Below are 23,300 nucleotides of genomic sequence, written 5' to 3'. Positions count from 1 at the left end.
CGCTTCCTCGATAGTGCGTCCGTAGATTTCAGCATGCTGAAGCCTACTAGTCAACGGCGCCTTTCAGGCAGCTGCATACTTAAATTCAGTTAACTTAAAATCCACTAATGGAAAGACACGAACGAATAGCCAAAGCCATTGCGGCCAGCGGCATGAAAAAGGGCGAGATCGCTGCTGCGTGCGGCGTAGCAAACTCTGCAGTCACTCAGTGGATTTCTGGGGAAAGCAAAAGCCTCCGCCCTGAAAATCTTTACGCTCTTGCGAAAGCGACGGGCTACCGAGCTGAGTGGCTTGCGATCGGCGAAGGCCCTGAAGTCGAAGAAAGCAACACTTCGCTAGTCTCGCAGCCGAAGATGTCTTATCGATATCCCGTAATCAGCTGGGTAGCTGCCGGCGCCTGGGCGGAGGCTGTTGAGCCATTCCCACCTGGATTTTCTGATCGGTACGAGGTGTCCGACTACGATTCTAAAGGGGTAGCTTTTTGGTTAGAGGTGAAAGGGGACTCTATGACCTCACCTGTCGGCACAAGCATCACCGAAGGGATGATGATTTTGGTCGACACCGAGGCGGAGGCTATTTCTGGCAAGCTTGTGGTTGCGAAGCTGGCAGAGAGCAATGAGGCAACATTCAAAAAGCTTGTCGAAGATGGTGGAAGACGCTTTCTGAAGCCGTTGAACCCGGCCTACCCCGTGGAAATGTGCGCCGAGGGCTGTCGCATAGTTGGCGTCGTTGTACGCGCCATGATCAAACTGTAGCCTTCACACCTACCAAAAGCCCGGCTCGATGCCGGGCTTTTTTGTGTCTGGGCAAAGGCCCATCTAGGTGTGAGATCCAGCTTCACGTCCTCATAGGTTGAAAAATCGTACAACTCAGGTTAACTGTATATACATACAGCAGAAGGAGTTCATCGATGCTTAGTCTCGCGTTTTCGCATTCACCCTCTCGTTCGTACGAGCGCCTCGGCCACCGCATCCAACAAGCTATCGCTTCACCTCATGTGCAAAAGAAGCAGTTCGTTGAGCTGGCCCCTAATCCCGACGAGTCAACAAAGGACTGGTCCCAGATTTTGAGTGACCTGGAGGAGACGACGGGAATTCGGGTGGAGCGGTTGGTCTCAGGAGCAATTCGGATCGACTGGCACGAGTACACCGAAATCTAACAATCAAGCCCGCTCGCGCGGGCTTTTTCACGCCTGCACATTTCAGCTAGCTGAAAATAATTATTCAGCATGCTTGACCATTAATTTCAGATTGCTTAAATTAAATCATCGCCAGCTCATACCGGCGGGCAGCTACGGCAGCCGACGCTCTTTACACAAACAGACGTGACCACCTCGACGCACCCAGGCCATCACCTGGGTCGGGACAAGCTAAGTCGTCGACCATGCAGCCTCTGGATAGCTGCCGTGCTTCCCCATGGGAGTACGCCAAACCATGCGCCACCTGATGTGTAGCCAGTAGCTGCAGCAGGCAGAGGTGGGGAAACCCGGCATCGAGCATGGTGCGGAACAAACAACCTACGGAGGAACGCCATCATGAAGTAAGGACGGAAGCGCCTAACCCTGCCATGGGGATTGGCAGCACAACGGACGCTATAGAGCCGTTCGCTGGCAGGCCGAGAGAAAAGCCTGCCCGGAGCGCGCTGGTTGCCACCAGCCCCGATAGCCAGACGGAAGTGCTGACAGAGTCGGTCGATGGCAACGACGCCGGATACGTAACCGGCCCGATCTACCTGGTTCCCCATCACCAGGCTGCATCGGTCGTGGCGTTCGCCCTCCCCTTGGCCCAGGAGGTAACGGCAGCGAGCGTCACGACCAATGCAGCCCACCGAGAGACACTTCATGGAAACGATCACCTGCGGCTCATGGATTGGCCAGCTCGGCAAGGCGCTGGCTCCCCGCGAGCTCGAAGCAATCCTGTGGGTGGCCCAAGGCCTCACCACCAAAGAGATCGCCCGCCAGATGGCGGTCAGCCCGGGCACTGTGGCCAACCGCATCGAGGCCGCGCTGTTCAAGCTGGAAGCTGGCAGGCGCATCGAAGCCGTCACCAAGGCAATGCGCCAACAGATCATCAGCCCGCTCTGCATCCTGCTGGTCGGGATCATGGCCATGCACTCAGCAGTTAACGACGGCGACCCCATCCGACGCGATCGCCGAGCGCCCGAGCGGCGCACCGCCCAAGTTCGAATCGTTCGCAGGGCTGAGGCCTTCGAACTTCACGCCTGACCCACCGAGGATCACCCATGCAAACCATCATGCATCCTGCGTTTCAGGAAAAGCTGGCTGTGCTCGCGGCTCTGCTCGAGTACAGCCGCACGCTGCGGGCTGAGACCCGTGCGAAGATCGGCGCGCCGCGCTACCAGGTGGTCAGCAAAGGACCGGCTTGGGATGTGGTCGACATGGCCACCGACTCGGTGCTGGGCTTCGCATTCAGCTATCAGGCCGCTCTGCGTTTCGCCTCAGCGATGGAGGCCGGCGCCGCCAGCAAGAGAGGCCTGCAGTGATTGGCCAAAACATTCCGGATCAGCGCCAGATCGCTCGCGACTGGCTGAGTTCGAGCGTTGATAGCTTCATCGTCCATGGCGGAACTGTGGAGGTGCTGCCAGGGCCCGGGAATGTCCCGATGCCCGCCCGCCGTGAGCCAGATGAGTTTCGTGAGGCCTTCCGGAAGCCGGTCAACAAGAAGACGGCAGCCCGCCTCAAACGAATTGCCGAGATTCGCGAGCTGGCCAAGACAATGACCTATGCCCAGGCCATGGCTCACACCGGCATCTGCCAGGGCGTTCTGGTGCGTTACGCCGCTGACGGAGGCTTCAAATTCCAGCCTGACCCCCGGCGGGGAAAGGGCAACCTCGGCAGAAAGCTCAGCGACCCCGCTGAGGACAGGAGAAAGGCCGAGAAGCTCGTTGCCTACCGCGACGCGGGCCTGAAAAGGAAAGACGCAGTCGAGCTGCTGGGAATCTCCTACAAGCAGCTGTCCCGAATCCTGCGGGAATTCAACCTCACTTTCCCAACGACCGCCGAGAAGAAGGCGAAGCGAAAGCTATGAAACGAATCACCGCGCGCGTTCGGCACGGCCGGCGCCAGCAGCACATCAATCTGCCGCCCAGCGGCATCGCCCATCAGGAGACGCCTCAATGTCCAAACCAACTGATACCACCGAGTTCCTGCAGGAACTCAACGGTGGTGCATTCGCCAGCCAGATCGGTCACGCCCTTTCGGAAGTAGCGGCCGGGGTCGTCGACCATGGCAAGGCCGGGAAGATCACCATCACCTTGGACTTCAGCCAGATCGGCGATTCCCACCAGGTGAAGATCAAGCACAAGCTCGATTACAAGGTGCCGACCAAGCGCGGCACGCGAAGCGAGAACACAAGCCTGGACACGCCGATGTACGTCGGCACCGGCGGCAACATCTCCCTGTTCCCAGAAAAGCACGACCAGCTGTTCACCCGCGATGAAGCACCGGTCCACCCGCGCACCTGATCCCTACCCCAGCAAGGAACCTACGCATGTCCCTAACCAAAGAAGCTCTCGAACTGATTCAAGAAACCACCCTAGCCGCAGCCGGCCGTGACCTTCCTGCACTTGGACCAGTCGTAGTGGTCCCGCAGAACTTCAACGTGGTCGACCTCGAGCGCTATCAGGAAGGCCGGAATCGCTTCCGTGGCACCTACTCTACCCATTCCTTGGCCGACTTCGGGGCGTATGTGGTTGAGCGCTCCGCTCCGGACGCACGCGGCTTCATTGATCAAGATGCCATGAGCTGCGTCGTCCTGTTCAACATCGGCACTCCTGACCAGCCTGGTCACGCCGACGACCGCGCCGTACTGCGACTTAAAGCATCGGCAGCTTTCGCGGCTGTCCAAGCCGTGTGCGGCCAGAGCCTGGCCCAGAAAGCTATGAGCGACTGGATCGAAGACTGGAACCAGCATCTCGCTGCAACAGATGAGAGCGGCGCCACCATGTCGATCGCCAAAGCCATCGCTGCGGTGCGCACCATCACCGTCAAGGCCTCGTCCGAAAGCGATCACGCCGTCAGCGAAACTCGCGCCAGCCGCAGCGCCATGGACTCGATCGAGGCCAGCAGCAAGGAAACCCTGCCGGCTTGGCTCGACTTCAAAGTCATTCCCTTCGAAGGCCTGGGCGAGCAGACAATTCGACTGCGCGTTTCCGTCATCACCAGCGGCGCGCAACCGGTGCTGAAACTGCGCTGGATTGGCGAGGAAGCGCAGCGCGAAGCGATCGCTCAGGAATTCAAAGCTGTTCTCGACGACAAGGTAGGGGAAGCTGCGAAGTTGTCGCTGGGAACTTTCGAAGCTAAGTAACGAAGTATCCGCGCCACTAAATGATGGCTTCTTCGCTAGTGGCGCGGAACTTGAAGTTTCTAGAGCACGAATAGATTCCAGGATCCCGTATGGTTAACGCTATCGAAGCTTAGATGCGATGTGATGGAGATAATCCACCGCCTCTCCTTTTTGCTGTGGCCCTCCAGGGCCATCACTACCCAGCAGCGACGCTTTGGCCTTCTCAAGCAAATAATCCTTTGGGACGCCAGTGGCAATCGAGCTATTCAGGACAGCTACCAGCAGGTGCTCAAGAGCCTCGACTTGCGCTTGATTACTCATTCCTTGCTCCTTTGATCCGGCCCCATGCCGGTCACCCGTAATACCTCATCCCAAACCAAATTGCCACCATGCCGCATCCGTCAGCGGAGGGCGGCGCATGCATGGAGAAAGCCATGAGCGACAACCAGACGCCGATGGGCCGCATGGACCACGGAAAGACAGCGTGCGGACGCATCGTTATGAGTCGCTGGGATCAGCCTGAGCGCTCGGACAATGAGGCTGATCGCCAGAGATTCATCAGGGATGTGCGTCGAAGCGGATTCATCCACTCCATGCAGGTTCGCTATGACGGCGACCAGATGCCTGACTGGGTTGGCCAAAGCCACTGCCAAGACCTCAACTGCAGGTGCCAGGAATTCCTGAATCGAGCCTGACCCGCGCTGCCCGCCAGCGCCTTCCCCTATTCAACGATAACGCCTCCCCGGCTAGGGCGGCGCCCAAGAAAGCAACTGGGTCATTCAGCCACAATTTGGAAGTCTATCTGCCCTGCTTCGTCCTGACCCATTCTGACTTAATGATCACTTGCGCCCGGCTAACAATCGTGTCGCAAAGGCCGGGCAAATCGTCAACGTTCTTTTCCTCATTCTCGTAGGCGACATCCATGGCGCTGAGAAGATCGACCGTTGGCGGCTCCTCTGGATTTAGCAGCATTTCAACTTTTGCACGGTACATTCTCGCTTCGTTGACGGCAGCTAGCGCAAGTTCAACCCACGCCGGATTCTCATTTTCAAAATATTGGTATGCACGCCATTCTTCCATGTGGATATTTTTTGCACCCAACCACCTGGCCCTCTTTCCACGCAAGTCAGAAATTCTCAAGACAGCTGCCACGTAATTGGCGCAGCAGTCTCTAAGTTCATTGATCCAAGCCTGCCTACTAGCTCGAATGGATGCAGCAGTGGCTATCTTTTCTTGGCTGCGGACGGTGCGCCTGAACGTGTAAATCGTTGCCCACGAACCGATGGCAACAGCTAGCGCCGTCAGGAAAAATCCTCCAAGCACCTTGTAATCAGTTCCCGTGTTCAGGGCGATCTCAGGAACCCTATTCAGGGTCAGCATCACATTTTCAATCGTCACTCGATTTCATCTCTGGTTGTATATCAAGCCACTCACCAATACCCCACTTCAATGAATCACGCCACCCCGGCGAGGGCGGCGCCTGCACGCAAGGACAACGACATGACCTGTATGACCTCCCTCGCCCTGCCCTTCGAAAAGGAGCTGGTCGTCGATCTCTTCGCCGGTGGCGGCGGCGCCAGCAGTGGTATTGCCGAGGCTTACCGCGAGCCGGATGTGGCTGTGAACCACAACCCCATCGCCCTAGCCGTGCACCGCGCGAACCACCCGAATACTGAGCACTACGTGGCGGACGTGTTTGAGGTTGATCCGATTCACGCCACCCAAGGCCAGCCCGTCGGCATCCTGTGGGCATCGCCCGACTGCCGCCACCACAGCAAGGCAAAAGGCGGAAAGCCGCGCGACCGCAAGATTCGCGGCTTGGCCTGGGTGATCATCCGCTGGGCATATCAGACCAGCCCGCGCCTGATATTCCTTGAGAACGTCGAGGAATTCGCAGACTGGGGGCCGCTCGACGACGAGGGGAAGCCGGTCAAAGCTGAAAAGGGCCGGACCTTCAAGGCTTTCGTCAATGTTCTGGGTAACGGCATCCCGGAGGATCACCCAGACCTGCCAGAGATACTTGCGGAGATCGGCGAGCACGTTCCGAAGGAAGCCCTGGTCCGTGGGCTGCGCTACAACTTCGATCACCAGGTGCGCGTCGCTGCAGATCAGGGCGCGCCAACCATCCGCAAGCGCCTTTACGGCATAGCCCGGCGCGACGGCAAACCAATCGTCTGGCCGGCGCCGACGCATCACAAGATCCCGGGCAAGGGCCAGAAAGCCTGGCGGTCTGCCGCCGAGTGCATCGACTGGGAACTGCAGGGGCGCACGATCTTCCGCGATGATGCTCTGGTGGAAAACACTATGAATCGGATCGCCAAAGGGCTGTGGCGTCACACTTTGGCCAGCAACGATCCATTCATTGTTCCAATGCGCGGCACATCGAAGTCGCACACCAGCACCCACGGCGTTGGCGATCCGGTTTCGACGATCAGTGGTGGCGGCACCCATCATGCGCTGGTACAGCCAACAATGGCCGTCGCTGGCTGCCTGACAGAGCACGCCAATGGCTCTACACAGCGTACCTTCGCCGCCGAGGAGCCGCTTCGGACGCAAGTCGCCCAGGTCAAGGGCGGGCACTTCGCGCTGATCACCGCCAACTTGGTCACGCTGCGCAGTGGTTGCGTGGGTGCTCCAATGGCAAGGCCGGTCGGATGCATTACCCAGAGCGGCGGGCACCACGCCATTGCTTCAGCCCACCTCGAGCAGGCAAACGGAGGGTTCTACAAGGGTGATGGACGAAGCGCAGTCGACCCATTCTCGACGATCTTGGGCAAGGGCTCCAATCAGCGGTTGGTCACGGCCTATCTGGTCAAGTACTACGGCGCCGAGAAAGACGGCATCTCCATGCGAGAGCCGATGCACACCATCCCGTCGAAGGATCGGATGGCCGTCGTGCAGGTCGCGCAGCTGCTGGCTCACACCCTTACTGACGAGCAATTGGCCGGCGCCCGTAAGTGCGCCGCTTTCATGCGAAAGTACCTGCCCCAATACTTCACCGAGCACGCCGACATTGTGATGGTGGGCGACTACGTGATGGTCGACATTACGCTGCGAATGCTCAAGCCGCACGAACTGAAGCGTGCCCAAGGCTTCCGGGCGGACTACATCATCGACCGCGGCCTGTTCATCGACGAGGAGACCGACCAGCCGTACTGGAAGGCAATTTCCGGAGCCGACCAGGTGAAGCTGCTGGGTAACAGCGTGTGCCCTCAGGAAGCTGAAGCCCTCGTCGCCGCCAATGCATCTGACCTCATCGCGCTCTACCAGCGCCTGGCTGCATGAATAGGAGGCCGCATGAAGCCCATCCCCCGGCTCCTACTCCCGGCCCCAAGTCGGCATGCCCCAGTTCACGCTATCCAATGTATGCGACGAGTGCGGCGGTAGTCGCGCCCACGGCAACCACAAGGCCTGCTCGAAGAAGCGACAGGCAAGGTATCAATCGGAGAATCGAGCATGAGCCTGCACCGAAAACTGAACGAGCGTGAGCGTATGGCCTACGCCAGTGTCGCGCGCCTTGAACGAGAGCGCGACGATCTGCGCACCAAGCTGGCCGAGGCGCATGCGCTGCTGCGCGAATGCCAACCCTGCTTGGAGAACGCAGGTTATGGGTGTTGGCAAATCGACGAACTACTATCCGCCAGCGCAGAGCCGAGACCCGTGATCGCTTGGCATGTAGGCGGCAACGGTTATGACCGGATCTGCTTCGAGGAGCCTACTGACCTTCCGGGGCACCCTTGCATCCAAGCCGTCAATGACCAGAGCCAGCTTACCCAGCTGCTCAAGCGCTACGACCTTCGCAACGAAGATGTTCCGCCCGATGAGCGTGTCCACGGCATTCCTGGCACGTCATTTCAGCGCCTGAACGCCCTGGCCAACGAGGGCGAATAAGCGACGCGCCGCAAAGAGCACATCTGTACTCCACCCCGGCGTAACCCCTCTCCCCTCTATTTCGAAGCGGCGAGGCGGTCAGTTGCAGGAGCACCTTCAGTTGCTATACGGCGAGCAAGCCCCACGCCCCAGGCCAATGCTCTGGTCATCGACTCGCCCGGCCGTGAATTGAACGCCTCTTCATGCAGCGCCTGCCCGCCCGGGGAGTAGACGCCAATAAACATCTGGGTACTGCCAGTGCGCGACAACCTGACCTGCACGTCTATGAATGTGCCGTCATCAAGGGTCTCGTCATGGGTCCGATGATGAAGCGTAGGGTCCGCCCACTCCCAGAAAACGTCGCCTCTAATTCTCATGTCGTTCTCCTACGACTTTGGTCTTGTGAGTGTTACTCGACCATAGCGCTACCCCTGACGTTATCAACTGGTAATGGCCGAAGTCTGATCTGAATCAGACAACCGGGTTAAAAACTTGTACCCGAATCAATAATTTGTACAACTTTCTGCCGCGATATGGCGGCCAAGGAATCGTCATGCCTGAAGAAATCAAGCTGATCCAGCCGGCGCCTGTATTGCGCGACGAAAACGGCATGTTCCAGCATCCGGACCTCCCCGACTTCGATGAGGGTGATGGCGACAAGTGCAAGGCATGGATTGCCGAACAGGGCCTGGCGGTATGCATGGTCAGCCTGGAATACGCCGACGAGGCGATCGCTAACCGGTACTTCGAAAGCCACGATCCAGATTGCAGTTATTGGGAGCCAGAACGGCCTACCGGCGGCGACTGGTTCTGCCTAGCCATCCACGACACCGACGACGGCCCAGTGTGCTGGTGGGCGCGACGCGAGGTGAAGCCATGAAGCGCCACCTGGTCGTCATGGGCGTCCTGATCGGCATCTTCGCCTTGGTGCAGGCCTTCTGCGTCGGCATGTTCGTCGGTCGCGAGACCAAGGTCTGCAACCTGAACGCCGGCAACGAGCGCCAGCTCTCCCCGCACGAAAAAGATTCAGGACCTACACCCGCACTGGCGCCTGGGCGCTGGAATCACGTGAGGTATTCGATGTGAATGAAATGATTGGAGTTAGAGCCAGGGAATTGACCGGGCACGCGCTCGATTATTGCACCCTAGTGGCGAACGGTAAGCAGGCTCGGATGACTGAATCCGGTGTTCGACTGGCAATTGGCGGCAGCGTTTTCAAGCGCTTCAGCCCTACATCGGACAGCCGATTGGCCAGCGAGCAAATACTCACCCATAGGGTGCGCTTCGATGAGCTGCTTCCCGGATATGCGTTCTCGGCAAGAGTCGGTGACGTGGTCTGCGGAGGAGAAACAATCGACATAGCCGCCTGCCGCGCGATCGTCGTTGCATCGCTTGGTGAGGCATTCGCCTTGCCTCGGCATGTGGCGCCTGGGCGCTGGATTGATGAGAGGTATGAGCTGTGAGCAAGAAGAAGACCAGTTTCACCATCGTCTCCAGCGACGAGCTGGCCGAGCTGCGGCGCGACCGGGACCGACTCAGCGCACTGGAGTCGTGCTGCTGGGATGTCAGCTTCGAAAGCCATTCCAATGGCATGGACGGCGATTACAGCATCGGTATCGAGATCATCGGCCACTACATGGGCAAGCCAACCCGGCGCGTGCTCGGTGAGAACTACGACGAGAACTTGCGCGCGGCCATAGACCAAGCGCTGACGGCAGAGGCGTACCCGCCGGCGCGGCCTGAGTATGACATCTACGGCAACCCCGAGCGGAGGCGAGCATGGCCGACTTGATCGAAGCGAAACCCTGCACCTGCCCATCCGGCGGCGGCTCACTGCGCTGGCCGTGCCCGGTTCATCCACCAGAGGAACTGAAGCCATGAAGACGCTCGGCGAAATCATTGAAGCTGCTAAGTCAGGCGAGCGTCCAGACTACGACGAGTTGCGGCTCGCGGTCTGCGCCATGGACATCCTGATGACGTTCGATCGCCAGGCCATTTGGAAGTGGGCCGAGGCCGAAAGCGAAGGCAAGAAGCCATTCATGGTCTACAGCGGCCTGTTCCAGCGAGATGAACAGTTCCAGCGGATCAAGCGGGCGATGGCCGCTGAACCGAAGACCTACCTCGGACCCAACTACAACCCCGACAGCCCTGCGGTACAAGAGCGCCGGCGCAAGTCGATTGCGGTGATGGATAAGGTATTGGCCAAGGAGTCGCGATGACAGCCGAGATCTACCAGTTCCCGGCAATGCGCCGGGCGCACAACAACCAGGTGACGGCCAACCAAGCAGAGCGCAAGAAGCTGGCCGACTGGTTCCGCGAAGTCGCCCGGCACATTGAGGGCAACGAGGTAGAGCGCGAGCCGCTGGCAGCCATGATCGTGCTCAGCAGTTCAGCCGGCGACGAGGTACTGCATGCCGGCTATTCGACCGATGCAACGTCCCTCGTACAAGCCGGCAACGCCGCTCGCCAGTGGGCACACCTGACATTCCAGCGTCGGGCCGGCAACTTCTTCGATCGCCAACGCTAATCCCTCCCCCTACTACTCAAGCCCGCCGACATGCGCGGGCGAGGATTCCCCATGTCTGCAACAAACCGATTCCACCAAGTCGCCAACGATGCACTGGTCATGATCAGCGAAAACCTGAACCCAGGCGCCAAGCTGGCACTGGTGATCTACACATCCGGCAATCCGGAGCTGGACATCGTTCTAAAGGACAGCAGCCTAGATATCGATGAAGTCTTGAACACCCTGCGGCGGCGCGGCGGTTTGAGCTTGGACGGCGACAACGCATACAAACAAGGCATCTGCGATGTGATTGTCGGTGCGATGGTCGGCGGCAAGCAGGACAGCAATCCACCGCCTGAAGGTCACTGGGGGCATCGCTTTTGGGACATTGGCCGGGCCGAGGGTGAACTGCAGGAAGATCTGGTGCAGGCGCTGCGCCTAGTCCGCAAAGAGCTCGACTCCTGCCAGCGCGTAATTCACTACGCCGGCGGCTTCAATCCCGCCTATGTCAGTGATGCCCAGGCGGCGCTCAAGGTCGCTGACGCTGTACTCGCAAAGACGCCCGCCTGACCATCAACCTGCCGCCACCGGCGGCGTGGAGAGTAACCATGTTCATGACACCGGATGAGGTAGCCGACATGACGGGCTACCTCCGGCCCAGAGACCAAGTACGCTGGTTGAAGGAATGGAATTTCGGGTATGTGATAGGCGCCGACGGCAAGCCGAAGGTGCTCAGGCAGGTAGTGCTCGCCCGCTTGGGCGGGCAGGCCGAGAAGAAAGGACCGGAACTCCGGTTTTGATAGAAGGGACGACCGATGAGGCCGCGAAAGAAGGACAGGCATCTGCCGCCGTGCATGTACATCAAGCACGGCGCCTACTACCTGGTAAGGAAGGGGAAGTGGGAGCGCCTAGACAAGGACTACCAGGGCGCCCTCCTCGCCTACGCGAAGATCATGGGCGGCAAGGGCCAGGGCGCGATGCCCAAGCTGATCGACGACGCTCTCGACTCGATGCGCAAGCGGTTGGCGGAGAACACGATCAAGCAGTACGAGGCTGCGTCCGCCAAGCTGAAACACCACCTGGCCGAGTTTGAACCGCGTCAGGTGCTGCCGAGGCACGTAGCAGCGTTAAAGATGCACATGGCAGACACGCCGAACATGGCCAACAGGGTGATCTCGTTCCTCCGCATGGTCTTTGCCTATGCACTGGAACAGCAGCTGGTCGATTCAAATCCGTGCACTGGCATCAAGCGACACACCGAGAAGAAGCGTGACCGCTACATCACGGACGAAGAGTTTGCCGCAATCTGCGGGGCATGCTCTCCCTACATCCGTTCGATTCTCGAGATGTGCTACCTCACAGGCCAGCGCATCGGTGACGTGCTATCAATCAAGCTGGCCGACATCAGCGACAAGGGCATTGCTTTCGACCAACAGAAGACCGGCGCAAAGCTCGTAGTGGCGATGACGCCGGATCTGGAGCAGCTGATCGCCAGGGCGAAAGCGCTGCCGAGGAAGGTCCGCGGGCTCACGCTCTTCTGCACGCGGGGCGGCGGTCGACCGGTTTCTTATTCGACTGTGAAGGACGCTTTCAGGAAGGCTTGCGAGGAGGTCGCAGTCACAGGCGCGACAATTCACGACCTCAGGGCGAAGTCGCTGACAGATACCGACAAGCAGGGGAACGATGCACAGAAGCTTGGCGGCCACGCCGACGCCAGGATGACGAAGCGGTACTTGCGGTTGCGTGAAATCGATGTGGCACAGCCGCCAGCAATGCCGAAAAAAAGCCTGTAGTATTAGACACTTTGCCATTGTCTAATAGACACACTGTTCCAAGGCCTTGAATGTCCAACCTTTCCGCACACACTCCAATGATGCAACAGTACTGGCGGCTGAAAAATCAGCACCCGGACCAGTTGATGTTCTACCGCATGGGCGATTTCTACGAGATCTTCTACGAAGACGCGAAGAAAGCCGCCAAGCTGCTGGACATCACCTTGACCGCGCGCGGTCAGTCGGCCGGCCAGTCGATCCCGATGTGCGGGATACCGTTCCATTCGGCCGAGGGCTACCTGGCCAAGCTGGTCAAGCTCGGCGAGTCGGTGGTGATCTGCGAGCAGATCGGTGATCCGGCGACCAGCAAGGGCCCGGTCGAGCGTCAGGTGGTGCGTATCATCACTCCTGGCACGGTGAGCGACGAGGCGCTGCTCGATGAGCGCCGCGACAACCTGATTGCCGCCGTGCTCGGCGATGAGCGGCTGTTCGGCCTGGCCGTGCTGGACATTACCAGCGGCAACTTCAGCGTGCAGGAAATCAAAGGCTGGGAAAATCTGCTGGCCGAGCTTGAGCGGATCAACCCGGTCGAGCTGCTGATCCCGGATGACTGGCCACGCGACCTGCCGGCCGAGAAGCGCCGCGGTTGCCGGCGCCGCGCCCCGTGGGACTTCGACCGCGATTCGGCGCGCAAGGGCCTGTGCCAGCAGTTCGCGACCAAGGACCTCAAGGGCTTTGGTTGCGACAAGCTGACCCTGGCGATCGGTGCCGCAGGCTGCCTGCTGACCTACGCCAAGGAAACCCAGCGCACCACCCTGCCGCACTTGCGCAGCCTGCGCCACGAGCGCATGGACGACACGGTGATCCTCGATGGCGCCAGCCGGCGCAATCTGGAGCTGGACATCAACCTGGCCGGTGGCCGCGACAACACTCTGCAATCGGTCATCGACCGTTGCCAGACCGCCATGGCCAGCCGCCTGCTGAGCCGTTGGCTGAACCGCCCGCTGCGCGACCAGAAGGTGCTGCAAGCGCGTCAGGAATCGATCCGCTGCCTGCTCGACGGCTATCGCTATGAAAAGCTGCAGCCGCAACTCAAAGAGATTGGCGACCTGGAGCGGATCCTGGCCCGGATCGGCCTGCGTAACGCCCGTCCGCGCGACCTGGCGCGACTGCGCGACGCCCTCGCCGCCCTGCCTGAGCTGCAAAATGCCATGGCAGACCTAGAGGCGCCGCACCTGGCCCGCCTGGCGGCCATCACCGGCACTTACCCGGAGCTGGCCAGCCTGCTCGAGCGAGCCATTATCGACAACCCGCCCGCAGTTATCCGCGACGGTGGTGTGCTCAAGACCGGCTACGACAGCGAGCTCGACGAGTTGCTGGCCATGAGCGAAAACGCCGGCCAGTTCCTGATCGACCTGGAAGTGCGGGAAAAAGCCCGCACCGGCCTGCCCAACCTCAAGGTGGGCTACAACCGGGTGCATGGTTACTTCATCGAGCTGCCCAGCAAGCAGGCCGAACAAGCGCCTGCCGACTACATCCGTCGGCAGACCCTCAAGGGCGCCGAGCGCTTCATCACGCCAGAATTGAAAGCCTTCGAAGACAAGGCGCTGTCGGCCAAGAGCCGGGCCCTGGCGCGCGAGAAGATGCTCTACGATGCGCTGCTGGAAAACTTGATCGGCCACCTTGCGCCGCTGCAGGACAGCGCCGCAGCACTGGCCGAGCTGGACGTGCTGAGCAACCTCGCCGAGCGCGCTCTGACCCTCGACCTGAACTGCCCAAGCTTTGTTGACGAGCCCTGCCTGCGGATCGAGCAAGGCCGCCACCCCGTGGTCGAGCAGGTGTTGACCACGCCGTTCGTGGCCAACGACCTGGGCCTGGACGACAGCACGCGCATGCTGATCATCACCGGCCCGAACATGGGCGGTAAATCGACCTACATGCGCCAGACCGCACTGATCGTGCTGATGGCGCACATTGGCAGCTTCGTCCCGGCGGCGCGCTGCGAGCTGTCGCTGGTCGACCGCATCTTCACCCGTATCGGCTCCAGTGATGATCTGGCCGGCGGCCGTTCGACCTTCATGGTCGAGATGAGCGAGACTGCCAACATCCTGCATAACGCGACCGACCGCAGCCTGGTGCTGATGGATGAAGTCGGCCGTGGCACCAGCACCTTCGACGGCCTGTCGCTGGCCTGGGCCGCCGCCGAGCGCCTGGCGCAACTGCGCGCCTATACCCTGTTCGCCACGCATTACTTCGAATTGACGGTACTGCCCGAGAGCCAGCCGCTGGTGGCCAACGTGCATCTGAACGCCACCGAGCACAACGAACGCATTGTCTTCCTGCATCACGTCCTGCCAGGCCCTGCCAGCCAGAGTTACGGCCTGGCGGTGGCGCAACTGGCCGGCGTACCCGGCCCGGTGATTCAACGTGCACGCGAGCACCTGAGCCGACTGGAAACTGCCAGCCTGCCTGGCGAGGCTGTAACCAGCCCAGGCAAAGCTGTGCATGACCCGCATGTCCCGCACCAGAGCGACCTGTTTGCCAGCCTGCCGCATCCTGCCATCGAAAAGTTGGGCAAGCTCGACCTGGATGACATGACCCCGCGTCAAGCTATCGAAATGCTATATCAACTGAAGAACCTGTTATAACGGCTGCCTGCGCAAGCTGGTAGAATCCCGCGCGGTTTGCTGGTGCTGCAGGTTATTAGCCTGGCCTGCAGCCACACACCTGTGAACCGTGCTGCCCTGCAAGGAAGGGCATGCAGCCGTTGCCTGAGGAGAAAATTAGAATGACCTTCGTCGTCACCGACAACTGCATCAAGTGCAAATACACCGACTGTGTGGAAGTGTGTCCGGTGGACTGCTTCTATGAAGGCCCGAACTTCCTGGTCATTCATCCGGACGAGTGCATTGACTGCGCGCTGTGCGAGCCAGAGTGCCCGGCACAGGCGATTTTCTCGGAAGACGAAGTGCCTGCCGGCATGGAGAACTTCATCGAGTTGAACGCCGAGCTGGCGGAGATCTGGCCGAACATCACCGAGCGCAAAGATGCCATGGCCGACGCTGAAGAGTGGGATGGCAAGCCTGGCAAGATTGCTGATCTGGAACGCTGATACGCTTGGCGCATCTGGTTCGAACAAAGCGGCCCTCGGGTCGCTTTTTTTGTGCCCGGCGAGAATCGCGAGCTCAAATCGCAGGCAAAAAAAGGGGCGGTATGAACCGCCCACATTTTTTTCCGTAGTCCCTGCTTGTCCCTGTACATCATCCTGATGAATCGCGTCCTGCGATGTCCTTGGCCTTCATCCTGAAAGCCTGTGCCTGTCCGTTGGCACAGTTCAGATACTAGCGATTTCAGCGGAACAGACAACGTGGAGATTTCTCTGATTGTTACAGCGGACATATTTCCACATTCCTAATAATTCTTTATTTATCAGCTACTTACGAATTCATAACTACTGAAAACCACAATGATTTACTTACCCATAGGCCAATCTCCTACGCTGGCCGTAAGCAATCTCGTACGCTAGCTGCAACAAGGGTGGCGACTTCAACATTCTCAAGGCTAAAAAAAACGCCCCGAGAAATCGGGGCGTTGTTCGACGCACTCAGCGCTACTGGAACAGCGACTCGCTGGACAGACCGTTCTTCTCGAGAATCTCGCGCAGACGCTTGAGCCCCTCGACCTGAATCTGCCGAACCCGCTCACGGGTCAGGCCAATCTCCAGGCCGACATCTTCAAGGGTGCTACTTTCATGGCCGCGCAGACCAAAGCGGCGTACCACCACTTCACGCTGCTTGTCGGTCAGCTCACCCAGCCACTGATCGATGCTCTGCGACAGATCATCGTCCTGCAGCAGTTCGCAAGGGTCGGTCGGGCGATCATCGGTGAGGGTATCGAGCAGGGTCTTGTCGGAGTCAGGCCCCAGGGAAACATCGACCGAAGACACCCGCTCGTTGAGCCCGAGCATGCGCTTGACCTCTGCAACCGGCTTCTCGAGCAGGTTGGCGATTTCTTCGGGGGACGGCTCGTGATCGAGCTTTTGCGTCAGCTCACGCGCAGCGCGCAGGTAGACGTTGAGTTCCTTGACCACATGGATCGGCAGGCGAATGGTGCGCGTCTGGTTCATGATGGCGCGTTCGATGGTCTGACGTATCCACCAAGTGGCGTAGGTGGAGAAACGGAAGCCACGCTCTGGGTCGAATTTCTCTACCGCGCGAATCAGGCCAAGGTTGCCTTCTTCGATCAAATCGAGCAGTGACAAGCCGCGATTGACGTAACGACGGGCGATTTTCACAACCAGGCGCAGGTTGCTTTCGATCATGCGCTTGCGACCTGCAGGGTCGCCTTTTTGAGAAAGCCGTGCGAAATGCACTTCCTCTTCGGGAGAGAGCAACGGCGAGAAGCCGATCTCATTGAGGTACAGCTGAGTCGCATCGAGTGCCCGAGTGTAGTCGATGTACTTGTGCTGTTTGAGCGATGAGGCCGATTTGGCCTTGGTCCGAACCGCAGATACAGCAGGTTCGTCTGACACCACATCCGTTTCCAAAACGATGCCGGTCTCCATCAGGAGAAGGTCATCGTCGATGTCAAACTCCGGCACTTCTTTGCTGAGAGCCATTGTTATAGTCCTTTGCTGAGTTCGAACTCAGACTCTAGCGGCACCTGATTCCGTGGCAGCGCTGGAGCCTGTCCCCTCTACATCCAAGGAACAGGCCGGGTGCAACATTCAACGACGTGGCAAGAACTGGAGCGGATCGACGGGTTTGCCCTGACGGCGGATTTCAAAATGCAGTTTCACCCGGTCAGTGCCCGTGGACCCCATTTCAGCAATAGCCTGCCCTGCCTTGACCTGCTGCCCTTCCCGTACCAACAGCCTGCGGTTGTGACCGTAGGCACTGACGTAGGTATCGCTGTGTTTGATGATGATCAGTTCGCCGTAGCCCCTTAATCCACTCCCGGCGTATACCACTGCACCACCAGACGCAGCAAAAACAGGCTGTCCCAAATCACCGGCGATATCAATGCCTTTATTCAAACTACCGTTTGAAGCAAATTTTCCAATTAATACGCCGTTGGCGGGCCATGTCCAGCCGCCAGCCGTACGCTCTGCGGCGGGGACTGTGGTAACGGTCGTGGTGGTGCTCGATGGGGCGCTGGTTATCACCTTGCCACCACTGACGGACGGTACAGGTGTGCCCACCGGGCGCCGGGTAACGGTGGTCTTGCTCGAGGACGAAGGGCTGGAAACCACGGTGGTACTACCGGTCGAACCACTGTTGAAGCGGATCGGCTGACCTGGGCGAATGGTGTAAGGCGCCGGAATGTTGTTGCGCGCTGCCAGCTCCTTGTAGTCCCAGCCGTAACGGAAGGCGATCGAGAACATCGTGTCGCCCGGTTTGACGATGTATTGACCAGTGGTCACTGTCGGCCGCTTGGGCGCTGCGTTGTTGCGGTCCACCACCCGGGCGCTGCTCGAGCCGGTACTGGAACAGCCCGTCAGCAGCGTGCCCATGGCCAGTGCCACCACCAGGAGCTTGAAAAACGACCGATCCTTGCGCTGCAGACTGATTGTGTGACCCACCCGCGCTCCCCTCATGGTGCCGAAAACCGACTAAACAAAATGCAATAATGTTGCAATTATAACCGAGCCCACTGAAGTGTGGGCGCGCAGGCAAAACATCAAAAGTCTTTCAGGACGTGCTTGGTTTTTCAGCACTCGCCCGCCACATAGACAGGTACACGCCACAGGAATTCGTTGCAGCTGCAAATATTCCCTGTGGCTCAGGCCAGCGGGCCATTGAGCAGCGGCACAAAGCGCACCGTACCCATGACTCGTCGAGAGAAGCCGTGCTCTTCACGGACGATCATCAACAGCTGCTGTTGCTCGCCAGCGGGGCCAACCGGGATCACCAGGCGCCCGCCAGGTGCCAGTTGATCGAGCAGCGCTTGCGGCACCTCAGGCGCCACGGCCGTCACGATAATGCCGTTGTAAGGCGCCAGCGCCTGCCAGCCATCGCAGCCGTCGCCCCAGCGGAACACGACATTGCGCAGGTTGAGTTCGAGCAGCCGCTCCTTGGCCCGGTCCTGCAGGACCTTGATCCGCTCTACCGAGAACACTCGCTCGACCAACTGCGCCAGCACCGCCGTCTGGTATCCCGAGCCTGTGCCGATTTCCAGCACCTTGTCCAAGGGGCCGGCCTCGAGCAGCAGCTCGCTCATGTGCGCAACCATGAACGGCTGGGAGATGGTCTGGTTGTGCCCGATCGGCAGCGCGGTGTCTTCGTAGGCGCGGTGCGCCAGTGCTTCATCGACGAACAGATGACGCGGCGTACGGCGGATCACGTCAAGCACCTTGGGGTTGGATACGCCCTCTTCGGTCAGACGCTGGATCAGCCGTTCGCGGGTACGTTGCGAGGTCATGCCAATTCCGCGGCGTTGCAGATCGTCCTGTTCGCGCATCAGAGCACGCCCTCCAGCCAGCCGCTGAGCTGGTCGAAGGCATCGTTGAAGGTGCGGTCGAGCTGCAGCGGGGTGATCGACACATAGCCCTGCATAACGGCATGGAAGTCGGTACCCGGGCCGCCATCCTCGGCGTCCCCGGCCACGGCGATCCAGTAGCCTTCCTTGCCGCGCGGGTTGACCACCTTGGTGGGCGCCGCCGCACGTGCACGATGGCCCAGCCGGGTGACCTGAATACCGCGGATATGCTCCAGCGGCAGGTTGGGGATATTGATGTTGAGCACGGTGCGCGGCGGCAACTGCAGGCGCGACTGCGCCTCGACCAGGCGCCGGGCAATATGGGCGGCAGCGGGCAGGTTGTCGGGCTGGCGCGACACCAGCGAGAACGCCAGCGAGGTGCCACCGAGAAAACGCCCTTCCAGCGCAGCGGCGACGGTGCCGGAATACAGCACGTCATCGCCCAGATTGGCGCCCAGGTTGATCCCCGAGACGACCATCTCCGGCGTTTGCGGCAACAGCCCGTTGAGCCCCAGGTGGACACAATCGGTGGGCGTGCCATTGAGGCTGATGAAGCCATTGGCCAGAACCTGCGGATGCAGTGGCCGGTCCAGCGTCAGCGAACTGCCGGCGCCGCTCTTGTCTTGGTCCGGGGCGATCACCGCGCACTCGGCATAGTCCGCCAGCGCTGCATGCAGCGCGGCGAGGCCCGGGGCGGTAACACCGTCGTCGTTGGAAATCAGAATACGCATGGGCTGTCCGTCTGCCCTACCGGCACCAGATCGACTAGCTCGCGCACCACGACGGTGGCGAAGCATCCGGCCGGCAGGACGAATTCCAGTTGCAGGATATCAAGCTCGGGATAATGCCACGTCAGGCCGCCAATAGGGAGCCGCAGGATGCGCCGTTCGTGACTCATGCCCGCCCGCGCCAGCCAATGGCCCAATGCAGCATGTTGTGCACCGACAGCGGACTCCAGTTCGGCGGTGGCGCCGGTGGTTGGCGTAGGCCCCTCCCCCCACAGCGGACCGGTCGGGTGCAGGTCGAGAATGGCCAGACGCGGATCGGCGCACTCGGCCTCGCCCGCCGGGAAGAAGCTGCGGCTATCGGTGAACGCCAGCAAGTCGCCCACCTGTGCCCGCTGCCAGCTGCCGTCGGCGACCCGCGCTGCCAGCACCTGGTTGAACAGGTAGCTGCGTCCGGCCGAGAGCAGCCGCGAACGCACATTGCGCTGCTCGGGCAGGGCGGCACGCTCGGCCCAACTCTGCGCATCCTGGACATTGCCGCCGCCATGACCAAAGCGCTGGCTACCGAAGTAGTTGGGCACGCCTTGGGCCTTGAGCTGGTGCAAGCGCGCATCCAGCGCGGCATGGTCAGCCGTCAACGCTGTCAGGCGCAGAGTGAAACCGTTGGCCGAATGCGCGCCGCGCTGCAGCTTGCGCAGGTGCCGGTCGCGCTTGAGGATGCGCAGGGTGTCGTCTTCGGCGCGGCTCAGGTCAGGGTCGGCCTTCCCCGGCAGGTGCAGGCTGAACCACTGGCGGGTCAACGCCTGACGGTCCTTGAGGCCGGCATAGCTGATCGCGCGCAGCGGCACACCGGCGGCGCGGGCCAAGCGGCGGGCGGCTTCTTCGGTGTTGAGGTCGCGTTTCTCGACCCACAGCCAGAGGTGTTCACCCTGCCCGGTCAGCGGAATGTCGAGCACTTCATCGACCTGGAAGTCTTCCGCGACTGCCTTGAGCACAGCGCTGCCCAGCGCTTCACCCGAAGCGCGTGGCCCGAGCAGTTCCAATTCGGTCATAGCGCCAGCAGCAGGGCTACCGCATGCACGGCGATCCCTTCCTCACGGCCAGTGAAACCGAGCTTCTCGGTGGTGGTGGCCTTGACGTTGACCTGGTCGAGCTCGACCTGCAGGTCGGCGGCGATCAACTGGCGCATGGTTTCGATATGCGGGGCCATTTTCGGCGCCTGGGCAACAATGGTGGCGTCGACGTTGCCGACCTTCCAGCCTTTGGCCTGGACCACAGCCAGCACGTGGCGCAACAGCACGCGGCTGTCGGCGCCCTTGAACTGCGGGTCGGTATCCGGAAAGTGCTTGCCGATGTCACCCAGCGCAGCGGCGCCGAGCAAGGCGTCGCTCAGTGCATGCAGCACTACGTCGCCATCGGAATGGGCCAGCAGGCCGTATTTGTGAGGAATCTGCACCCCACCCAAGGTAATGAAATCACCGTCGGTAAACCGGTGCACATCGTAGCCATGGCCAATACGCATAGAAAAACGCCCTGATAAAGTCAGGGCGGGATTCTACCTGCTTTGCACAGGCTTGGGCGCAGTTGTTGGGCCGCAGTGCGGCCCACGTAGCAGTTACAGGCGACCCAGCGCAGCGGCATGGTGGCGCAGGTGGTCATCGATGAAGCTGGCGATGAAGTAGTAGCTGTGATCGTAGCCAGGCTGCAGGCGCAAGGTCAGCGTATGACCAGCCTTGCGGGCGGCCTGCTCGAGCACCTCGGGTTTGAGCTGGGTGGCGAGAAAATCATCCCGATCCCCCTGCTCGATCAGCAACGGCGGGCATTGCCCGGCCGGGGCTTCGGCCACCAGCACGCTGGCATCCCACTCGCGCCAGCGGGCGCGGTCTTCGCCCAGATAACGGGAGAACGCCTTCTCGCCCCACGGGCAGTCCATCGGGTTGCAGATCGGCGAAAACGCCGACACCGACTGATAGCGGCCAGGGTTGCGCAGGGCGCACACCAGCGCGCCGTGGCCGCCCATGGAGTGGCCGCTGATACTGCGTTGATCCGACGCCGGGAAGTGCGCCTCGACCAGCGCGGGCAGTTCCTCGACCACGTAGTCATGCATGCGGTAGTGCTGCGCCCAGGGCTGCTGAGTGGCATTCAGGTAGAAACCTGCGCCGAGGCCGAAATCCCAGGCGCCATCGGGATCAGCCGGCACCTGCTCGCCCCGCGGGCTGGTGTCGGGTGCAACGATGATCAGCCCCAGCTCGGCAGCCAGGCGCTGGGCGCCAGCCTTCTGCATGAAGTTCTCGTCGTTGCACGTCAGGCCGCTCAGCCAGTACAGCACCGGCAGCTTGGCACCTTGTTCGGCCTGCGGCGGCAGGTACACGGCAAACACCATGTCGCAGCCGAGCACCTTGGACTGATGCCGGTAACGCTTGTGCCAGCCGCCGAAGCTTTTCTGGCAGGAGATGTTTTCCAGGCTCATGGCTGACCTCAGAAGTGGATCACGCTGCGGATGCTTTTACCTTCGTGCATCAGGTCGAAGGCTTTGTTGATGTCTTCCAGGCCCATTGTGTGGGTGATGAAGGTATCCAGCGGGATCTCGCCCTGCTGCGACATCTCGACGTAGCTTGGCAGTTCGCTGCGACCACGCACGCCACCGAACGCCGAACCGCGCCAGACGCGCCCGGTCACCAGTTGGAACGGACGGGTGGCGATTTCCTGGCCGGCACCGGCCACGCCGATGATCACCGACTCGCCCCAGCCCTTGTGGCAGCATTCCAGCGCCGCTCGCATCAGTTGCACGTTGCCGACGCACTCGAACGAGTAATCCACACCGCCATCGGTGAGGTCGACGATGACTTCCTGGATAGGCCGGTCATAGTCCTTCGGATTGATGCAATCGGTGGCACCCAACTGGCGGGCGATCTCGAATTTGCTCGGATTGATATCGACGGCGATGATGCGCCCGGCCTTGGCCTTGGCCGCACCGATGATCGCCGACAGGCCGATACCGCCCAGGCCGAAGATGGCCACGGTGTCGCCTTCTTTGACCTTGGCGGTATTGAGCACGGCGCCGATGCCGGTGGTCACGCCACAGCCGAGCAGGCAGACTTTTTCCAATGGCGCTTCTTTCTGGATCTTGGCCACGGATATTTCCGGCAACACGGTGTACTCGGAGAACGTCGAGGTGCCCATGTAGTGGAACAGTTGCTGGCCCTTGTAGGAGAAGCGCGTAGTGCCATCAGGCATCAGGCCTTTACCCTGGGTCGCACGAATTGCCTGGCACAGGTTGGTCTTGCCAGAACGGCAGAACTTGCACTGGCCACACTCGGGGGTGTACAGCGGGATCACATGATCGCCTACGGCAACCGAGGTCACGCCCTCGCCTACTGCCTCGACAATACCGCCACCTTCATGGCCGAGAATCGACGGAAATATGCCTTCCGGGTCAGCGCCCGACAGGGTGTAGGCGTCGGTATGGCAGACACCGCTGGCAACGATGCGCACCAGCACTTCACCGGCCTTGGGCATGGCGACATCGACTTCAACGATTTCCAGCGGTTTGTTGGCTTCGAAGGCTACGGCAGCACGGGACTTGATCATCAGGATCTCCAGCGAGTGGTGGGCAATCCATCCAGTGTAATTCAGCGCACTTTGA

Annotated in this window: 32 protein-coding genes; 21 read left to right on the top strand and 11 right to left on the bottom strand. The window is 60.5% G+C overall.

The features are described from left to right. The first annotated feature begins 107 nt into the window (after positions 1-107). The 7 genes from AC58X1_RS15685 (at position 108) to AC58X1_RS15655 (ending at position 4,325) form a co-directional block, all read left to right on the top strand. Positions 108-755: a LexA family protein gene (locus AC58X1_RS15685; protein WP_497429097.1), complete on the top strand. Its 648-nt coding sequence runs from the start codon at positions 108-110 to the stop codon at positions 753-755. Between the two features lie 155 nt (positions 756-910). Beyond that, positions 911-1,159 (top strand): DUF1654 domain-containing protein, encoded by a 249-nt coding sequence (locus tag AC58X1_RS15680; protein ID WP_497429096.1) that lies wholly within the window; start codon positions 911-913, stop codon positions 1,157-1,159. A 681-nt stretch (positions 1,160-1,840) separates the two neighbouring features. Beyond that, complete coding sequence (locus AC58X1_RS15675; protein WP_103437451.1) at positions 1,841-2,224, top strand: response regulator transcription factor; 384 nt, start codon at positions 1,841-1,843, stop codon at positions 2,222-2,224. 17 nt (positions 2,225-2,241) lie between these two features. Beyond that, complete coding sequence (locus tag AC58X1_RS15670; protein ID WP_497429095.1) at positions 2,242-2,502, top strand: hypothetical protein; 261 nt, start codon at positions 2,242-2,244, stop codon at positions 2,500-2,502. Next, positions 2,499-3,047 (top strand): helix-turn-helix domain-containing protein, encoded by a 549-nt coding sequence (locus AC58X1_RS15665; RefSeq protein WP_497429094.1) that lies wholly within the window; start codon positions 2,499-2,501, stop codon positions 3,045-3,047. Before AC58X1_RS15670 ends, AC58X1_RS15665 begins: the two co-directional genes overlap by 4 nt. Before the next feature lie 88 nt (positions 3,048-3,135). Further along, positions 3,136-3,483, top strand: coding sequence for a YfdP family phage-associated protein (locus AC58X1_RS15660; RefSeq protein ID WP_181106607.1), 348 nt, complete (start codon positions 3,136-3,138; stop codon positions 3,481-3,483). Between the two features lie 26 nt (positions 3,484-3,509). Next, positions 3,510-4,325, top strand: a complete 816-nt coding sequence (locus tag AC58X1_RS15655; RefSeq protein WP_497429093.1) for a DUF2303 family protein — start codon at positions 3,510-3,512, stop codon at positions 4,323-4,325. A gap of 99 nt (positions 4,326-4,424) precedes the next feature. On the opposite strand, the gene AC58X1_RS15650 is transcribed toward AC58X1_RS15655, so the two are convergent. Further along, a complete protein-coding gene (locus AC58X1_RS15650) occupies positions 4,425-4,625 on the bottom strand; it encodes a hypothetical protein (RefSeq protein ID WP_497429092.1) in 201 nt (66 codons plus the stop codon). Positions 4,626-4,738: 113 nt separating this feature from the next. On the opposite strand from AC58X1_RS15650, the gene AC58X1_RS15645 reads away from it, so the two are divergent. After that, complete coding sequence (locus AC58X1_RS15645; RefSeq protein WP_497429091.1) at positions 4,739-4,999, top strand: hypothetical protein; 261 nt, start codon at positions 4,739-4,741, stop codon at positions 4,997-4,999. Between the two features lie 103 nt (positions 5,000-5,102). Here AC58X1_RS15645 and AC58X1_RS15640 read toward each other — a convergent pair whose 3' ends face one another. Continuing rightward, positions 5,103-5,684 carry a hypothetical protein gene (locus tag AC58X1_RS15640; protein WP_497429090.1) on the bottom strand — a complete coding sequence of 194 codons (582 nt, stop codon included), beginning with the start codon at positions 5,682-5,684 and terminating at the stop codon, positions 5,103-5,105. Positions 5,685-5,804: 120 nt separating this feature from the next. Here AC58X1_RS15640 and AC58X1_RS15635 point away from each other — a divergent pair, with 120 nt between their 5' ends. Together AC58X1_RS15635 and AC58X1_RS15630 are read left to right on the top strand one after the other, a co-directional pair. After that, positions 5,805-7,589: a DNA cytosine methyltransferase gene (locus AC58X1_RS15635; protein WP_497429089.1), complete on the top strand. Its 1,785-nt coding sequence runs from the start codon at positions 5,805-5,807 to the stop codon at positions 7,587-7,589. Between the two features lie 171 nt (positions 7,590-7,760). Then, positions 7,761-8,195 carry a hypothetical protein gene (locus AC58X1_RS15630; protein ID WP_497429088.1) on the top strand — a complete coding sequence of 145 codons (435 nt, stop codon included), beginning with the start codon at positions 7,761-7,763 and terminating at the stop codon, positions 8,193-8,195. Between the two features lie 56 nt (positions 8,196-8,251). On the opposite strand, the gene AC58X1_RS15625 is transcribed toward AC58X1_RS15630, so the two are convergent. Further along, a complete protein-coding gene (locus AC58X1_RS15625) occupies positions 8,252-8,551 on the bottom strand; it encodes a hypothetical protein (RefSeq protein ID WP_446430863.1) in 300 nt (99 codons plus the stop codon). Between the two features lie 176 nt (positions 8,552-8,727). Here AC58X1_RS15625 and AC58X1_RS15620 point away from each other — a divergent pair, with 176 nt between their 5' ends. The 11 genes from AC58X1_RS15620 (at position 8,728) to fdxA (ending at position 15,564) form a co-directional block, all read left to right on the top strand. Then, positions 8,728-9,054: a hypothetical protein gene (locus tag AC58X1_RS15620; protein ID WP_497429087.1), complete on the top strand. Its 327-nt coding sequence runs from the start codon at positions 8,728-8,730 to the stop codon at positions 9,052-9,054. Continuing rightward, entirely contained in the window at positions 9,051-9,260 is a 210-nt protein-coding gene (locus AC58X1_RS15615; protein ID WP_497429086.1) for a hypothetical protein, read from the top strand. The genes AC58X1_RS15620 and AC58X1_RS15615 overlap by 4 nt, the downstream gene beginning before the upstream one ends. Beyond that, a complete protein-coding gene (locus tag AC58X1_RS15610) occupies positions 9,257-9,637 on the top strand; it encodes a hypothetical protein (protein ID WP_497429085.1) in 381 nt (126 codons plus the stop codon). Before AC58X1_RS15615 ends, AC58X1_RS15610 begins: the two co-directional genes overlap by 4 nt. Continuing rightward, a complete protein-coding gene (locus tag AC58X1_RS15605) occupies positions 9,634-9,966 on the top strand; it encodes a peptidoglycan recognition protein family protein (RefSeq protein ID WP_497429084.1) in 333 nt (110 codons plus the stop codon). Before AC58X1_RS15610 ends, AC58X1_RS15605 begins: the two co-directional genes overlap by 4 nt. 85 nt (positions 9,967-10,051) lie before the next feature. Further along, positions 10,052-10,393 (top strand): hypothetical protein, encoded by a 342-nt coding sequence (locus AC58X1_RS15600; protein WP_497429083.1) that lies wholly within the window; start codon positions 10,052-10,054, stop codon positions 10,391-10,393. Continuing rightward, a complete protein-coding gene (locus AC58X1_RS15595; protein ID WP_497429082.1) occupies positions 10,390-10,701 on the top strand; it encodes a hypothetical protein in 312 nt (103 codons plus the stop codon). Before AC58X1_RS15600 ends, AC58X1_RS15595 begins: the two co-directional genes overlap by 4 nt. A gap of 51 nt (positions 10,702-10,752) precedes the next feature. Then, positions 10,753-11,250: a hypothetical protein gene (locus tag AC58X1_RS15590; protein ID WP_497429081.1), complete on the top strand. Its 498-nt coding sequence runs from the start codon at positions 10,753-10,755 to the stop codon at positions 11,248-11,250. Positions 11,251-11,288: 38 nt separating this feature from the next. After that, complete coding sequence (locus AC58X1_RS15585) at positions 11,289-11,480, top strand: DUF4224 domain-containing protein (RefSeq protein WP_259075532.1); 192 nt, start codon at positions 11,289-11,291, stop codon at positions 11,478-11,480. 15 nt (positions 11,481-11,495) lie between these two features. After that, positions 11,496-12,473, top strand: a complete 978-nt coding sequence (locus AC58X1_RS15580) for a tyrosine-type recombinase/integrase (protein ID WP_497429080.1) — start codon at positions 11,496-11,498, stop codon at positions 12,471-12,473. Positions 12,474-12,523: 50 nt separating this feature from the next. Then, entirely contained in the window at positions 12,524-15,100 is a 2,577-nt protein-coding gene (gene mutS / locus AC58X1_RS15575) for a DNA mismatch repair protein MutS (RefSeq protein ID WP_497429079.1), read from the top strand. A gap of 140 nt (positions 15,101-15,240) precedes the next feature. Beyond that, complete coding sequence (gene fdxA / locus AC58X1_RS15570) at positions 15,241-15,564, top strand: ferredoxin FdxA (protein ID WP_101317303.1); 324 nt, start codon at positions 15,241-15,243, stop codon at positions 15,562-15,564. Positions 15,565-16,062: 498 nt separating this feature from the next. Here the strand turns inward: fdxA and rpoS are convergent, their stop codons facing one another. From rpoS to AC58X1_RS15530, 8 genes are all read right to left on the bottom strand, one after another. Next, the gene (rpoS, locus tag AC58X1_RS15565) at positions 16,063-17,070 is read right to left on the bottom strand and encodes an RNA polymerase sigma factor RpoS (protein ID WP_101317301.1); all 1,008 of its coding nucleotides are present in this window, start codon (positions 17,068-17,070) and stop codon (positions 16,063-16,065) included. 108 nt (positions 17,071-17,178) lie between these two features. Next, positions 17,179-18,033 (bottom strand): peptidoglycan DD-metalloendopeptidase family protein, encoded by an 855-nt coding sequence (locus tag AC58X1_RS15560; protein WP_103436343.1) that lies wholly within the window; start codon positions 18,031-18,033, stop codon positions 17,179-17,181. Between the two features lie 200 nt (positions 18,034-18,233). Next, positions 18,234-18,872, bottom strand: coding sequence for a protein-L-isoaspartate(D-aspartate) O-methyltransferase (locus AC58X1_RS15555; RefSeq protein ID WP_178080818.1), 639 nt, complete (start codon positions 18,870-18,872; stop codon positions 18,234-18,236). Positions 18,873-18,910: 38 nt separating this feature from the next. Further along, on the bottom strand, positions 18,911-19,660 hold the full coding sequence (surE, locus tag AC58X1_RS15550; protein WP_150570857.1) for a 5'/3'-nucleotidase SurE: 750 nt from the start codon (positions 19,658-19,660) through the stop codon (positions 18,911-18,913). Continuing rightward, on the bottom strand, positions 19,648-20,706 hold the full coding sequence (gene truD, locus AC58X1_RS15545) for a tRNA pseudouridine(13) synthase TruD (protein ID WP_150572018.1): 1,059 nt from the start codon (positions 20,704-20,706) through the stop codon (positions 19,648-19,650). Before truD ends, surE begins: the two co-directional genes overlap by 13 nt. Continuing rightward, entirely contained in the window at positions 20,703-21,176 is a 474-nt protein-coding gene (ispF, locus tag AC58X1_RS15540) for a 2-C-methyl-D-erythritol 2,4-cyclodiphosphate synthase (RefSeq protein ID WP_101317291.1), read from the bottom strand. The genes truD and ispF overlap by 4 nt, the downstream gene beginning before the upstream one ends. 93 nt (positions 21,177-21,269) lie before the next feature. Further along, positions 21,270-22,124, bottom strand: coding sequence for an S-formylglutathione hydrolase (gene fghA, locus AC58X1_RS15535; RefSeq protein WP_312392080.1), 855 nt, complete (start codon positions 22,122-22,124; stop codon positions 21,270-21,272). A gap of 8 nt (positions 22,125-22,132) precedes the next feature. After that, positions 22,133-23,245, bottom strand: a complete 1,113-nt coding sequence (locus AC58X1_RS15530) for an S-(hydroxymethyl)glutathione dehydrogenase/class III alcohol dehydrogenase (protein WP_103436338.1) — start codon at positions 23,243-23,245, stop codon at positions 22,133-22,135. Positions 23,246-23,300 lie beyond the last annotated feature (55 nt).

It is taken from the genome of Pseudomonas sp. PGPR N4 (genome assembly GCF_059693665.1).
Note: the sequence above shows the minus strand (reverse complement) of the source record. Positions and strands in the feature narration are given on the sequence as shown.